Below are 14,476 nucleotides of genomic sequence, written 5' to 3'. Positions count from 1 at the left end.
AGGCAGAGAGAGATGGTCTACAGCAAGCATGAGACGGCGGGCGCCCCGACGTGTTGTCACGCGGCCCGGTAAAGCACATTTCCCGGTTGCGTCAACGCTTGATGTGAGGCTGTTTCCCATGTTCGATCCGGTCATAGCGCCCAGCGGTACGCTGCTCGGCCTGCTCCAGCGCGGCCGTGGCGACGGCACGCTGCACGCGCTCACCGCCCCGCGCGCCGAGGCGCTCGCGGCGCTGAACCACTGTGTGGTGCGCGACCCGCGCCACGACTGGCAGGTGGAGAACCGCTCCCTGTACTACGCCCGTCTGTACCTCGACCTCGGCGGCGAACTCGACGCCATCGAGGCCCACCTCTTCGACGCCGAGGACATCCTCGACACCGAGGAGAACCGCACCGGCCTGGCCCTCGCCGTCCTCGGCCACCTCGCCTCCTACGGCAGGCGCGACGCCCTGGAACTGCTGCGCAGGTACGCCGCCGAGGGCACCAACTGGGCCTGGGCGCTGGACGAGCTCGCCCTGCGCGACGACGACGCCGGGCTGCGCGCCCTCGCCGCCCCCGTCCTCGCCCGCTTCCCGGCCGGCGCCGAGGGCGACGCGGAACTGGCCGCCGTGGTCCGCGACGCCTTCGAGCCGCGGCCCTGGCGGCTGTGGGCCGACGACCCGCGCGCATGGATCGCCACGCGCGTGCGTGCCGCCCAGGAGACCGGCTGCTTCGACCGATGGCAGCGCCAGATGAACTCCTCCGGGCCCCGCCCGGGCTGGAGCGTCCAGGCGGTGTTCGACTGGGCCCAGCAGGGCCTCGAACGCGGCACACCCCTGCACGTCCCGGCCGCCCGTTGCCTGACGGCCGTCGCCGGCCCCGAGGACCGGCCCGAGATCCTCCAAGCCGCCCGCGGCGGCAGCGAGGGCGCCCGCACCACGGCCCTGCGCTACCTCGCCGACAGCAACGACCCGGACGCCCTCGACCTCGTCGAGCAGGCCGTCACCACCGGCCCCACGCCGGTCGTGGAGGCCGCCGTGGAGGCCTACGAGCGCATGCGCAGCGTCGCCGCCGTGGAACGGGCCCGCCGCTGGGCCCGCAGGCCCGACCCGCTCGGTGCCGCCGCCGGACGCATGCTCGCCTGCCGGGGCGGAACCCAGGACAAGGAACTGGTCCTCGGCGCCCTGCGCGAGGCCGTTCGCGGCGAGGGACCCGACGCGCCGACCCTGTGGACCCTCGTCGACGGCGCCGGCCGGCTCGGCATCGGCTGCGCCGCCCCCGTCCTGCGCCACATCTACCGCGAGACCGCCTCCTCCCATCTCCGCGGCCGCGCCGCCCGCGCCCTCGCCGCCACCGACCCCTCCTTCCCCGCCGGATTCGCGGTCGAATGCCTGTGGGACTGCGAGGAGAGCACCCGCGAGCTCGCCGCCCGCCACGCCGAGACCGGCGACACCCGCGTCGTCGACCGGCTCCGCAGGCTCGCCGCCGACCCGGCCGAGGAGGACGAGGTGCAGACGGCCGTCCGCAGCCGGTTCGGCAGCGAGACGCCTCCCGTGTGACCCACCCCGCGGCAGGGAACGCCGCACGCCTACGAGGTGAACGGCAGCCGACGTGCGGGTGAGGCGCGCATGACCGGCGGCCGGCCCGCGCGGAGCGCCGTTCGAGCGGTTCCGGGCCGCGCAAGTGCGCGTTCGGCCGACCGACCCGCGAGGCGAGACCGCGTCCGCCGCGCCGACTCGCACCAGGGCGCGGCGCGCGCGGTGTCACACGGCTCCCGTGCCCCGGGCGGCGGGTCAGCGGCGGCGTACCGCCATGAAACGGATCGACGTGCCCGGGGCGGCCTGGGCGGTGTCACACGGCTCCCGCGCCCCGGGCGGTGGGTCAGCGGCGGCGTACCGCCATGAAACGGATCGGCGTGCCCGGGGCGGCCTGGGCGGTGTCACGCGGCTCCCGCGCCCGGGGCGGTGGGTCAGCGGCGGCGTACCGCCATGAAACGGATCGGCGTGCCCGGGGCGGCCTGGGCGGCGGCCGGGAGGTCGGCCGCGCGCACGACGGCGATCATCGGGTAGCCGCCCGTGGTGGGATGGTCGGCGAGGAACACGACGGGCCTGCCGTCCGGCGGCACCTGGACCGCGCCCAGCACCATGCCCTCGCTGGGCAGCTCACCCGTACGGGCCCGCTCCAGGGCCGGACCCTCGGTGCGCAGGCCGATGCGGTTGCTCGCGGCGGAGACCCGGTACACACGCGTGATGAAGTCACGCAGGGCCCGCGCGGTGAACCAGTCGTCGCGCGGGCCCGCCGTCACCCGCAGCACCAGCTCGGCGGGCGGGGCCGGCTGCGGGGCCACGTCCACGCGCGCGTGGAGTCGCTGTTCCCGTCCCAGCGGGAGCACCGCCCCGTCCGTCAGCGGCGCCGGGCCGAGCCCGGACAACAGGTCGGTGGAGCGGCTGCCCAGCACCGGCTCCACGGCGACTCCGCCCGAGACGCCCACATAGCTCCGCACGCCCGTCACGGCGGGGCCGACGTCCAGCAGGGCCCCGGCGGGCACCCGCACCGGGGCGCCCCAGGCGGCCGGCCGCCCGTCCACGGTCACCGCGCAGGGCGCCCCGCCGACGGCCACGGTGACCCCGGAGCGGGGCCGCAGCGCACAGCCGGTGAGGGTGGTCTCCAGTACGGCCGCGTCCGGCGGATTGCCGACCAGCCGGTTGACCATCTCCGCCGCCGGCCCGTCGAGCGCCCCTGAGCGGGGCACCCCGAGGTGCGCGTACCCGGGGCGACCCTGGTCCTGCACGGTGGTGAGCGCGCCGGCGCGCACGACGGACAGTGCGCGATCGGTCATACGTCACCGTCCTGAACGAACGACCAGGTGCTCGGACGAACGCTCATGCGACTGCCCATATGACCGCTCATGTGACCGGTCATCCCCTCACTGCCCCTCGTGCGCCTGCGTCGCCCACCGGCACGAACCGCACCCGCGCGCCCGGTGACAACAGGGCGGCCGGCACGCGCGTGTGGTCCCACAGGACGGCGTCGGTGGTGCCGATCAGCTGCCAGCCGCCGGGGGAGGAGCGCGGATAGACGCCCGTGTAGGGCCCGGCCAGGGCCACCGCCCCCGCGGGCACGGCCGTACGCGGTGTCGCCCGGCGCGGCACCTCGTACCGGGGCGGCAGACCGGTGAGGTAGCCGAAGCCGGGCGCGAACCCGCAGAAGGCGACGCGGAACTCGGTGCCCGCGTGGATCCGCGCCACCTCCCGCTCGGCGACGCCCCAGTGCGCGGCGACGTCGGCCAGGTCGGGACCGTCGTACCGGATGGGGAGTTCGATCACCGCACGCGCGCGTGGTGGCACCGGCGGCAGCTTCGTCGCGGTGAGCTCCGAGGCGAGCCGGGCCGGGTCGGCGAGGCCGTCCAGCAGCACCGTACGGGCGGCGGGCACCAGCTCCCGGACGCGCAGGGAGCCCTCCGCGCGGCGCCGCAGCAGCTCGGCGTGCAGGGCCTCGGCCTGCTCACCGGAGGAGACCTCGACGAGCAGTGCGTCGTCGCCGACGGGCAGGACCCTCATGCGAACGCCTCCACCCGCACGCCCGCGGCCTCCAGCCGTGCGCGGACCCGGCGGGCCAGTTCCACTGCGCCCGGGGTGTCCCCGTGGAGGCACAGCGAGCGCGCCCGGACCTCGATGGGCAGGCCGGAGTGCGAGACGACCCGGCCGTCCCTGGCGAGGCCGACCGACCGCTCCACGACCGCAGGCGGATCGGTGACCACCGCGCCGTCCGTGCCGCGCGGCACCAGTGTGCCCTGGTGGGTGTAGGCGCGGTCGGCGAACGCCTCGGTGACCGCGGGCAGGCCCGCCTTCTCCGCGCGCTCCAGCAGACGCGACCCGGGCAGCCCCAGCACGGGCAGGGTGGGGCCGGCCAGGAGAACGCCCTCGACGACGGCCCCGGCCTGCTCGTCGTCGTGCACGACCCGGTTGTAGAGCGCGCCGTGCGGCTTGACGTACGCCACGCGCGTGCCCGCCGCCCGGGCGAACACCTCCAGGGCGCCGATCTGGTACGCCACCTCCGCGGCGAGTTCGTCGGAGGGCACGTCCATCGCGCGCCGCCCGAACCCGGCGAGGTCCCGGTAGGAGACCTGGGCGCCGATCGTCACACCGCGCTCGGCCGCCAGCTCGCACACCCGCCGCATGGTGGCCGCGTCCCCGGCGTGGAAGCCGCAGGCCACGTTGGCGCTGGTGACGACGGACAGCAGCTGTTCGTCGTCGGTGAGCCGCCAGCGGCCGAAGCCCTCGCCGAGGTCGGCGTTCAGATCGATCGAGGTGGTCATGATTCCTTCCTGCGCTTCTTGCTCGGTGCTTGAAGCTTCTTGCTCGGTGCCCGTGCTTCGTGCTTCGTGTTGCGTGCTTCGTGTTGCGTGCTTCGGGCTTCCGGGTTCGGGCTTTCGTCCGGTCAGGCCACGCGGTACATGGGGACGTTGCGGCCCTGCTCGACATGACGGATCGGCACCCCGGCCGAGGACAGCGCCCACTCGAAGGTGAAGCTGCATCCGATCAGGAACGACACCAGGTCGTCGCGCCAGTACGCGCGTACGTCCGTCGGTTCGTCCACCGGCTCGCCGTCCCGCCACACCCGGTAGCGCGGCAGGTCGGTGCGCAGATCGGCGCCCTCGGCCAGCACGGTGGTCCAGGACCCGGCGTCCGTGACGTCGAGCACCGGGCAGGGCTTCGGATCGCGCTGGCAGAACAGCAGCATGTCGTACGCCCAGTCCGCGGGCACCGCGATCACGTTGACCTGCGTGTGGCCGGCCGCGACGCCCGCGGTGGGGCCGGTGAGGCCCTCCCGGAAGCGGGCCCGGGCGGTTTTCGGGCTCCACGCGTGCGCGTGCTCGGCGACGAGGGTCAGCGGGCGGTCGTCGGTCTGTGTCATGCCAGCTCCCTCCCCCGGGTTTCCGGCAGGCCGAACAGGGCCAGCGCCGCCAGACCGTAGCCGATCGCGCCGAAGGCCAGCGCGCCGCCCACGCCCCAGCTGTCGGCCAGGAAACCGACGGTGGTGGGGAAGACCGCGCCCACCGCGCGGCCGGTGTTGTATGTGAAGCCCTGGCCCGTGCCGCGCACGGCGGTCGGGTACAGCTCGCTCAGGAACGACCCGAACCCGCTGAAGATGGCCGACATGCAGAACCCGAGCGGGAAGCCCAGCAGCAGAAGGAGGGTGTCGGCGCCGTTCGGGATGTTGGCGTACCCGAGGCTGCACAGCGCCGACAGCACCGCGAACAGCCAGATGTTGCGCCGGCGGCCCAGCCGGTCCGTGAGGTGGCCGCCGGTCAGATAGCCGGCGAAGGCGCCCGAGATCAGCAACGTCAGATAGCCGCCGGTGCCGACGACCGACAGGTCGCGCTCGGTCTTGAGGTACGTCGGCACCCAGGTGGCGAGGGTGTAGTAGCCGCCCTGGACGCCCGTGGACAGCAGCACCGCGAAGAGCGTCGTCCGCGCCAGGCCCGGCTTGAAGATCTCGGCGAACGACCCCCTGGCCGGGCTCTTCGCGCGTATGGCGGCCGCCTCCGGCGCGTCCTGCACACGGCGGCGCATCCAGATCACCAGCAGCGCGGGCAGCGCGCCGGTCCAGAACATCACGCGCCACGCCAGATCGTCGCCGACCAGGGAGAAGACCAGCGTGTACACGATGGCCGCGAGCGCCCAGCCCACGGCCCACGAGCTCTGGACCGCGCCGAGGGTACGTCCGCGATGGCGCGCGCTCGCGTACTCGGCGACCAGGATCGCGCCGACCGCCCACTCGCCGCCGAAACCCAGACCCTGCAGAGCCCGGAAGACCAGCAGCCACTCGTAGGTCGGCGCGAAGCCGCAGGCGACGGTGAACACGGCGTAGGTGATCACCGTGATCATCAGCGCCCGGACCCGCCCGATCCGGTCGGCGAGCACGCCCGCGAGCGCCCCGCCGACCGCGGAGACCACGAGCGTGACGGTGGTGAACAGGCCGGTCTGTCCGCTGTCCAGGCCGAAGTACGCGGCCAGCGCGACCATGCTCAGCGGCAGCGTGAAGTAGTCGTACGAGTCGAGGGCGTAGCCGCCGAACGCGCCGGCGAAGGCACGCCGGCCACGCGGGCCGAGGGCGCGCAGCCAGCCCGGAGGGCCGGTGTCGGCGGCGGTTTCCACGGGAGTGGCGGTCGGTAAACGAGTCGAGCTCATGAGCACCTCGCAGTGAGGAGACGGAGGGTGCGGTGCTGAGCGTGTGGTGAGCGGATGGAGCCGTACAGTGAGCAGCAAGGTAGAGGATCGTTGAACAATCCTTCAATACCCGTGTTGTTTCGCCCTCTTCGCTGCGGTTGAATTCCGGGCATGGCAGAGCAGCTGACGGGACTGGCCGACGACCGCGCACTCCTCGGGCGCACCAGCACCGCGGAGCGCGTCGCGGACATCCTCAGGAGCCGAGTCGCCGAGGGCTTCTTCCCGCCCGGCACCCGTCTCTCCGAGGACGGCATCGGCGGTGCCCTCGGCGTCTCCCGCAACACGCTCCGCGAGGCGTTCCGGCTGCTCACCCATGAGCGTCTGCTCGTCCATGAGCTCAATCGAGGCGTTTTCGTCCGAGTGCTCACCGTGGAGGACGTCGAGGACATCTACCGCACACGCGCGTTGGTCGAGTGCGCGGTGGTGAGGGGCCTCGGGGAGCCGCCGTACGCGCTCGACGGGCTCGTGGCGGCCGTCGCCGAAGGGTGGCGCGCCGTCCGCGAGGACGACTGGAAAGCGCTGGGCACCGCCAACATCCACTTCCACCGGGAACTGGTCGCGCTCGCCGGCAGCGAGCGTACGGACGAGCTGATGCGCAGTGTGTTCGCCGAGCTGCGGCTCGCGTTCCATGTGGTGGACCACCCGCGGCAGCTGCACGAGCCCTATCTCGCGCGAAACGAGGAGATCCTCCGAGCCCTGGAGTCGGGCGACCGGGACGGGGCGGAGCGAGTGCTGGCCGTCTACCTGGCGGACTCGCAGGAGCGGGTCGTGGACGCGTACCGACGGCGGGTGGACGGTCTCTAGGGGCGCGGGGCCGTATCGATCCGTGGATCCGCCGCGTGACCGGCCCGCGGAGTCGCGACGCCTCGCGCCCTCCGGTGACCGGCCCGCGGAGTCGCGACGCCTCGCGGCTCTCCGGTGACCGGCCCACGGAGTCCCGCGGCCTCGGGGCTCTCCCGATTTGGGCTGATGTCAGACCCAGCACCTAGTCTGTGCACCGTGACTTCGCCAGCAACGACGGACAGCGTTCCGCCCCAGCTCAGCGCGGGGCCGCGACCCGCACCGGGCCCGGCCGCCGACGAAGGGCTGGCGCGGCGCCTGCGCGCGCTCGCCTGCACCGCCCCGCTGCACGACCTCGACGCCCGCAAGGCCAACCTCGCCGGCGAGTACTCGGTGTACGGCATGGCCGAGGTGGCGCTCTCCGCCATCGACCTCGTCACGCTCAACATGGACTTCGACACCGGCGCCGACCACGAACAGGTCGTCGCCCGGCTCGTGCCGCGCATCGCCGCCCAGGCCCCGCAGCGCCCCACCGCCGAGCACGAGCGCGTGGCCCGCTGGGTGCTGGAGAACCTGATCAACGTCGGCAGCGTCGACCGCGGCTTCCGCGCGGTGTACGGCACCTTCGCCGCGGACGGCACCTATGTCCGCCGCGACTACGACTTCAAGCTGATCGAGGAGGTCCCCGGCCCCGGCGGCAGCGTCTATCTGCGGACGACCGACGAGGCGGTCAACGTCCTCGTCGGTGCCCTCGACACGGACGTCACCAGCGCGCAGATCGCCGCCGAGGTCAAGCTGGAGGTCCTGATCAGCCGCGGCCGCCTCGCAGACGCCCAGCTCGCCGCCGAGCAGGCCCGCTACCGGACCGTGCAGTACTCCGAGACCCTGCGCAGGGCCCTGGAGGCGACCCGGCGCAACGTCCGCGCGGTGGACTGGCTGAACGCGGTGCCCGACATGATCGCCGAGGCGCTCGACCACGTGGCCGACCGCTACCGCCACGAGAACGCCATCCTGACCAACATCCGCAAGGCCCGCGACGAGTCCGAGGACCCCGAGCACAAGCGGCGCGCCGCCGAGCTCGTCGACATCGTCAAGGACTGCATCCGGCGCCACACCCAGCTGCAGTCGCGCCTGCTGGAGGCCGGGCCGCTGTTCCGCGCGGAACAGGACCGGCAGGCCTTCGCCACGCCGACGGCCTCCTCGGGGACGGACCTGTACGGCCACCTCTTCGCGCCCGTTCTGCCGCTGCCCCTGGAGCAGGCCGTCCGGGTCACCGACGCGTTCTTCGCGCAGGGCACCGGGCTGCGCACCCCGGTGTCGGTGCGGGTCGGCGACCTGGTCGACATACTGCTGACCCCGCCGATGGAGCGCGAGCACCTGGGCGCCGAGATGCCCGAGCCGGACCTCATCGCCACGCCCGACGACAGCCGCTTCAGCGAGGAGCAGCTCGCCCAGGCGAGAGAACTGCTCGACCTGCCCGCCGACGCGCCCCGCAGACTCTCGGGCCTGCTGGCCGAGGCCCGCGACCGCGATCCCGACCTGCCCTATCTGGTCGCACTGCTCGCCGTCCACGCGGCGAGCCCCGCGGTCGGTACGGCCTACCGGCAGGGCGAGGAGAAGCTGCTGTTCGCCGTGGACGACGGGACGGAGCTGGACGATCCCGAGTTCGGCGGCGCGGACCTGATCGTGGGCACCGCCCTGCTGGACGCCGCGGGGATGGCGGCGGACCGGACGGAAGCAGCATGAGTGACCGAGACACGCGACACCCGCGCCACCCGCGGTACGCGCGACAGCTGAGCGAGGAGCCCAAGCCGTGACCGAGCACGTCGAGTGGAGTGAGCCGGAGACCGGCGCCGCGCCGGTGAGCAGTGCCGTCACTCCCGCCGACGCCGCCGACGCGGCGCGGCTGGTCGCCTTCGGCCTGCAGCCCAAGCTGCAGCCCGCGCGGGACCAGGAGTACGCCGAACTGCTGCGCCGCTACCGGGAGGACCCGGCGTTCGCGCGGCTCGCCGACGCCGTGGCCGCCGGCCTCGGGCTGGTGGTACTGGAGGTGTCCGCGCGCGCGGGGATGGCCGTCACCGCCGCCGAGGACTCGGTGTTCGCCGTGCGCATGGGCGACTACGCGCGTCGCACCTCGGCCGACGGCTCCGACCGCTTCCTGCACGGACTCGCTCATCTCGCGGTCGCCGCCATGGCGTTCCCGCGGCCCGAGGACCTCGCCGACGACGGGTACATCGGCCGGGTCAGCGTCAACGGCGTCGACGCGTTCGTCCGCCAGGCCTGCCGCCGGCTGGAGGAGCGGGCCGAGGAGCAGGGGGAGAACACCGACCCGGCGACCGACGCGCCCGGACTGGAGGCCGCCTGGCGGGTCTGGGCCAGACGCAGCGCCACCGGAGCCACCAAGGACGCCCGCCGTCTGGCCGGCTCCACCACCGGCATCGTCGGGAAGGCCGTCGCCTTCCTCACCGACTCCGGCTTCCTGCAGCGCACCGGCGACGACCACGGCGGCACCTACCGCACCACCGCCCGCTACCAGCTCCAGGTCCGCGACATGGCCGGCAGCGCCGCCATGGCCGAGCTGCTGGAACTGGGCGTCGTCCCGGTCACCGACGGCACCCCCACGCTGCTGCCCCCACAGGACGGGGACGACCTGGACCTGGTGGCCGACGCCGGTCTGCCCTTCCACTCCTGAACCCCCCTCACCTGCAAGAAGACTGACGAGAGTCCGCCATGTACGAGCTGTCCCGGGTCCGCCTCTACTCCATCGGACCCGCCGGTGCGCGCTACGCCGACACCGTGCTTGACCTGCGGGGCGTGGGTGACATCGTGCCCGACCCCGCGCCCACCCAGGCGGAGTTCTTCGAGGAGGAGCCCGTCGGCCCGCCGCGCCGCCCCGCGCCGGCCGGTGTGCTCTTCCTGGAGAACGGCGGCGGCAAGTCCGTCCTGCTCAAGCTGATCTTCTCGGTGATGCTGCCGGGCCACCGCAACACCCTCGGCGGCGCGAGCTCCGGCGTGCTGCGCAAGTTCCTGCTCGCCGACGACTGCGGTCATGTGGCCCTGGAGTGGCAGCACGTGCTGACCGGCGAGTGCGTGGTCGTCGGCAAGGTCAGCGAGTGGCGCGGCCGCCAGGTCTCCAACGACCCGCGCAAGTTCGCCGAGGCCTGGTACTCCTTCCGGCCCGGCCCCGGCCTCACCCTGGACAATCTGCCCGTCGCCGAGTCCACCGCCGTGCGCCCGCCCGTGGAGGGCGCCTCCGGCGCGCAGGGCCGCCGCCGCACCATGAAGGGCTTCCGCGACGCCATCGCCGAGGCCGGGAAGACGTATCCGCACCTGGAGGTGCACTGGGAGGAGATCCACGACCGGTGGATCGAGCACCTCGGCGACCTCGGCCTCGACCCCGAACTCTTCCGCTACCAGCGGGAGATGAACGCCGACGAGGGCGAGGCCGCCGGCCTGTTCGCGGTGAAGAAGGACTCCGACTTCACCGACCTGCTGCTGCGCGCGGTCACCGACACCCGCGACACCGACGGACTCGCCGACCTGGTCAGCGGCTTCGGCAGCAAGCTCGGCCGGCGAGCCGAGCTGATCGCCGAACGCGACTTCACCGCCGGGTCGGTGGACCTCCTCGGCCGGATCGTCGAGGCCGCCGAGACCCGGGCACGGGCGCGTGACGTGCACGCGGGCGCCGAGCGACGTACCCGCACCCTCGCCCGGCGGCTGTCCGCGCGGGGCGTGCAGGAGCGGCGCAGGGCCGCCGACCTCGCCCAGCGGGTCACGGCCGCCGCCTACGCCGTCACCCACTCCGAGTCCGCGCGCGGGCGCGCCGCACTCGTCGCGTCCGAACTCGCCTACCGGCACGCCTCCCTGGCACTCGCCGCCGCCGAGAAGTCCGCCGCCGCGCAGAAGCGCGAGCTGGCAGACGCGCGCACCCTGCACGCCGCCTGGCAGGCCGCCGAGGCCGTCCTGCGCCACCGCGCGGCAGCCGACCGGGTCGCGCGCGTGGCCGCCGCCATCCAGGAGGCCGAGCGGGACGCCGCCCCCGCCCTCGCCGCCCGCACCAGGGCCGCCGTGGATCTCGTACGGGCCCTGCACGCGGCCGCGGAGAGCGCCGAGACCCTCGCCAACGAGGAGGAGGAGCGCTCAGCCGCACTGCAGGAGGCGGGCGACGCCGCCCACCGGGACGCCACCGCCGCCGCCACCGAGGCGCAACGCGCCCGCAGCGAGATCGGGCATCTGCGCCAGCGCCTCACCGAGGTCGAGCAGGAGACCGCCGAGGCCGTCCGCGCGGGCTGGCTCGACGACAGCGCGCCGGACGCCGACCCGGCCCGTGCCGCGCTCGCCGCCAGCGACGCCGAGAAGACCGCCGTCGCCGCCTGGGACACCGCCCGCGAAGCCTCCCGCCGGGCCGCCGAGCAGGCCCGCGAGACCGCCTCCGCCGAGTCCCGCGCCGAGCTGACCGCCGCCCGCGCGGCCGACGCCGCCGTCGCCGCGGAGCGCGCCTACGGCGGCGAGCGGCGCACCGCGCAGGCCCTCGCCGCGGAGGAGCGCCTCGCCGAGCTGCTGGGCCTAGCCGGGCACCAGGTGCACGCGGGTGTGCCCCAGCCGCGCCGGGAGGACGGCTCGTCGGGCGAGGCCGCCCTGAGCGCCGAGGAGCTGGACCGATTCGCCGACGAACTGCGCGAACTCCTCGACGACGCCGTCTCCTCCGCCGAACGCCAGCTGTTCGAGCTGCGCACCGCCGCCGCCGACGACTCCCGCATCCTCGGCGCGCTCGGCGACGGCGGCCTGCTGCCGCCCGGCCCCGACGTGCTGGCCACCGTCGAGTTCCTCGGCGAGCACGGCATCCCCGCCCTGCCCGGCTGGCGCTACCTCGCCCAGGCCGTCGACCCGGCCGACCACGCCCGTGTGCTCGCCGCCCGGCCCGAGCTCGTCGACGGTGTGATCATCACCGACCCGGCGTCCCACGCACGCGCGCGTGAGGCGCTCAGCGACGCCGCCCTGCTGCCCCGCTCGGCCGTCGCGGTCGGCACGGCGGCCGCCCTGCTCGCACCCACTCCGGCTCCGGCGGCGGACGACGGGGACGTGTTCCTCGTACCGCCGAACCCGGCCATGCACGACGAGCACGCCGCCGACGAGGAGCGGCAGGCGTTGCGCGCCCGGGCCACCGAGCGTGACGAGGAGATCCGCGCGCTCGCCGCCCGGCTCGGCAAGGACCGGGAGCTGGCCGCGCGGCTGGCCTCCTGGCGCACCGGCTGCCCGGCCGGACGGCTCCAGGAGCTGGCCGAGGCCGCGCGGGAGGCGCGTACGTTCGCCGAGGAGACCGAGGCCGAGCTGGCCGAGGCACGCATCGCCCGCGCCGAGGCGGAGGAGTCCGCCGCCGAGGCCGCCCAGATCCGCGACGAACGGCAGGAAGCCGCCCAGAGGGCGCGCCGCGCAGCCGACGCCCTCGCCGGGCTCGCCTTCCGGCTGCGTGAACGCGCCGGCTGGCAGGCGCGCCTGCGCGAACTGGCAGACGAGGCCACCGAGTCCGAGGCCCGCGCCCAGGCATGCCTGGAGCGCGCCCGGGCCGCCGACGAGGACCGCCGCGCCGCCCAGCGTGCCGCCGACGACGCCCGCCGCACCGCACGTGCGCTGCGCGCCGAGCGCTCCGAGATCGCGGGCGCCCCCGACGACGTGCCGGAGACCGACGCGGACACCGGTGCGGGAGCCTCCAAGGCGTCCCTGCCCGCGCTGCGCGAGGCCTACCGGGCCGCATCGCAGGTCTACGAGAAGGTCGGCGTCGGCGCCGATCTGCGCGCCGAGCAGGCCCGCGCGGAGAGCGACGAGAGCGCGGCGCGCGCCGAGCTGGACCGGCTGAGCAACAAGGTCCGTACTCGCGCCGAGCAGCTGCTGCAGTCACCCGACGGCTCCGACGGACCCTCCCGGCAGGCGGCCGCCGCCCGCGCGGAGGAGCTGGTGCAGCTCCTGGAGACCCGGGTGTCCACCGCCAGCGAGCAGCTCGGCCGGCTGCGCGGCGAGGCCGAGCGGCACGCGCCCGAGGAGGGCGAGGCGCACACCGAGCTGTCCGAGGAGATGCAGCCGCGCGACGCCGACCACGCCCAGGCCCTGCTGCGCACCGCCACCGCGGAACTCGCCTCCCGCACCGAGGCGCTGGACCAGGCCCGCGAGGCCCACGCCGAACTGCTCGACGCGCACCGCGCCGCCGAGGACGCGGCCGGCGGCTTCGACGAGATCGCCGCGCTGCTGCGCGACCTGCTGCGTGAGCACACCACGGAGGAGGAGCAGGAGGACGTCGAGCCCTACCCCGGCAGCCTGGAGGAGGCGCGGCAGTCCGCTGCCGAAACCCGTCGGTCGCTGCGCGGCTGCGCCACCGACCTGTCGGCCGCCGAGGCCGCCGTGCGCGAGGCGAGCGACGTGCTCGTACGACACGCCAACTCCACCCGCTACGAGCAGGTCCGCACCCCCGCCCGGCAGCAGATCCGCGAGCTGCCAGCCTCCGCGCTGCCCGAGCACGCCGCGAAGTGGGCCGACGCCTTCGCCCCCCGGCTGCGCGTCCTCACCGACGAGCTGGCCCAGCTCGAACGCAACCGCGACTCGATCGTGGACCGGCTGCGCGGACTCGTCGAGTCGGCCCTCGCCACCCTGCGCTCCGCCCAGCGGCTGTCCCGGCTGCCGGAGGGACTCGGCGAGTGGTCCGGGCAGGAGTTCCTGCGCATCCGTTTCGAGGAACCCGACCAGGCGACCCTCACCGAACGCCTGGGCGAGGTCATCGACGAGGCCACTCGCGCGGCCGTGAAGAAGAACTCCGACCTGCGCCGTGACGGCATGTCCCTGCTGCTGCGCGGAGTCGCCGCCGCACTCCAGCCCAAGGGCGTCGCCGTCGAGATCCTCAAGCCCGACGCCGTGCTGCGCGCCGAGCGGGTGCCCGTCGGCCAGATGGGCGACGTCTTCTCCGGCGGGCAGCTCCTCACCGCCGCCATCGCCCTGTACTGCACCATGGCCGCCCTCCGGTCGAACGACCGCGGCCGCGACAAGCACCGCCACGCAGGCACGCTGTTCCTCGACAACCCCATCGGCCGCGCCAACGCGACCTATCTGCTGGAGCTCCAGCGGGCGGTGTCGGACGCGCTCGGTGTCCAGCTCCTGTACACCACGGGCCTGTTCGACACGACCGCGCTCGCCGAGTTCCCGCTGGTCATCCGGCTGCGCAATGACGCGGACCTGCGGGCGGGCCTGAAGTACATCAGCGTCGAGGAACACCTCCGCCCGGGACTGCCGCAGCAGCCGCAGGCAGGCGAAGTGGTGCACAGCGAGATCACGGCGACACGGATGTTCAGACGACCGTCCTGATGTTCTGTCCGGGTTTCCTCGGTCGGCTTTGATCCTGCTCGGCGCGCTTCTGTGGTGCAGCACGCTCCCTCTTGTTGCGCAACGCACTATGGGTTGTGGGACAGGGAACGCACACAGAACGCTGCCTGGGCCGTC

The 14,476-nt window shown here is 74.3% G+C and carries 9 protein-coding genes and 1 pseudogene; 5 read left to right on the top strand and 5 right to left on the bottom strand.

Features of this window, described 5'->3' with window-relative positions; translation table 11 throughout:
* The first annotated feature begins 118 nt into the window (after positions 1 to 118).
* The gene (locus tag ACIGXJ_RS22535) at positions 119 to 1,537 is read left to right on the top strand and encodes a HEAT repeat domain-containing protein (protein WP_399648194.1); all 1,419 of its coding nucleotides are present in this window, start codon (positions 119 to 121) and stop codon (positions 1,535 to 1,537) included.
* A 410-nt stretch (positions 1,538 to 1,947) separates the two neighbouring features.
* Here ACIGXJ_RS22535 and ACIGXJ_RS22530 read toward each other — a convergent pair whose 3' ends face one another.
* The 5 genes and pseudogenes from ACIGXJ_RS22530 to ACIGXJ_RS22510 all read right to left on the bottom strand — a co-directional run bounded on the left by ACIGXJ_RS22530 (position 1,948) and on the right by ACIGXJ_RS22510 (position 6,172).
* Positions 1,948 to 2,817, bottom strand: a complete 870-nt coding sequence (locus ACIGXJ_RS22530) for a biotin-dependent carboxyltransferase family protein (protein ID WP_399648192.1) — start codon at positions 2,815 to 2,817, stop codon at positions 1,948 to 1,950.
* Between the two features lie 79 nt (positions 2,818 to 2,896).
* Complete coding sequence (locus ACIGXJ_RS22525) at positions 2,897 to 3,538, bottom strand: allophanate hydrolase subunit 1 (RefSeq protein WP_399648190.1); 642 nt, start codon at positions 3,536 to 3,538, stop codon at positions 2,897 to 2,899.
* Positions 3,535 to 4,296 (bottom strand): LamB/YcsF family protein, encoded by a 762-nt coding sequence (locus ACIGXJ_RS22520; RefSeq protein ID WP_399648188.1) that lies wholly within the window; start codon positions 4,294 to 4,296, stop codon positions 3,535 to 3,537. The genes ACIGXJ_RS22525 and ACIGXJ_RS22520 overlap by 4 nt, the downstream gene beginning before the upstream one ends.
* Before the next feature lie 134 nt (positions 4,297 to 4,430).
* Positions 4,431 to 4,895 (bottom strand): annotated as a pseudogene (locus ACIGXJ_RS22515) (D-glutamate cyclase family protein); the annotation flags it as partial.
* Positions 4,892 to 6,172, bottom strand: a complete 1,281-nt coding sequence (locus tag ACIGXJ_RS22510) for an MFS transporter (protein WP_399648185.1) — start codon at positions 6,170 to 6,172, stop codon at positions 4,892 to 4,894. The pseudogene ACIGXJ_RS22515 and the gene ACIGXJ_RS22510, both read right to left, overlap by 4 nt.
* A 150-nt stretch (positions 6,173 to 6,322) precedes the next feature.
* On the opposite strand from ACIGXJ_RS22510, the gene ACIGXJ_RS22505 reads away from it, so the two are divergent.
* The 4 genes from ACIGXJ_RS22505 to ACIGXJ_RS22490 all read left to right on the top strand — a co-directional run bounded on the left by ACIGXJ_RS22505 (position 6,323) and on the right by ACIGXJ_RS22490 (position 14,341).
* Positions 6,323 to 7,015 carry a GntR family transcriptional regulator gene (locus ACIGXJ_RS22505; RefSeq protein WP_399648182.1) on the top strand — a complete coding sequence of 231 codons (693 nt, stop codon included), beginning with the start codon at positions 6,323 to 6,325 and terminating at the stop codon, positions 7,013 to 7,015.
* 195 nt (positions 7,016 to 7,210) lie between these two features.
* Positions 7,211 to 8,737: a hypothetical protein gene (locus tag ACIGXJ_RS22500; protein ID WP_399648180.1), complete on the top strand. Its 1,527-nt coding sequence runs from the start codon at positions 7,211 to 7,213 to the stop codon at positions 8,735 to 8,737.
* A 67-nt stretch (positions 8,738 to 8,804) separates the two neighbouring features.
* Positions 8,805 to 9,683 carry a hypothetical protein gene (locus ACIGXJ_RS22495; RefSeq protein ID WP_399648176.1) on the top strand — a complete coding sequence of 293 codons (879 nt, stop codon included), beginning with the start codon at positions 8,805 to 8,807 and terminating at the stop codon, positions 9,681 to 9,683.
* 38 nt (positions 9,684 to 9,721) lie between these two features.
* Positions 9,722 to 14,341 carry a hypothetical protein gene (locus tag ACIGXJ_RS22490; RefSeq protein WP_399648173.1) on the top strand — a complete coding sequence of 1,540 codons (4,620 nt, stop codon included), beginning with the start codon at positions 9,722 to 9,724 and terminating at the stop codon, positions 14,339 to 14,341.
* Positions 14,342 to 14,476: the final 135 nt, after the last annotated feature.

Source organism: Streptomyces sp. NPDC053367, from assembly GCF_044545925.1.
In the GTDB taxonomy this organism is placed as follows: Bacteria; Actinomycetota; Actinomycetes; order Streptomycetales; family Streptomycetaceae; genus Streptomyces.
Note: the sequence above shows the minus strand (reverse complement) of the source record. Positions and strands in the feature narration are given on the sequence as shown.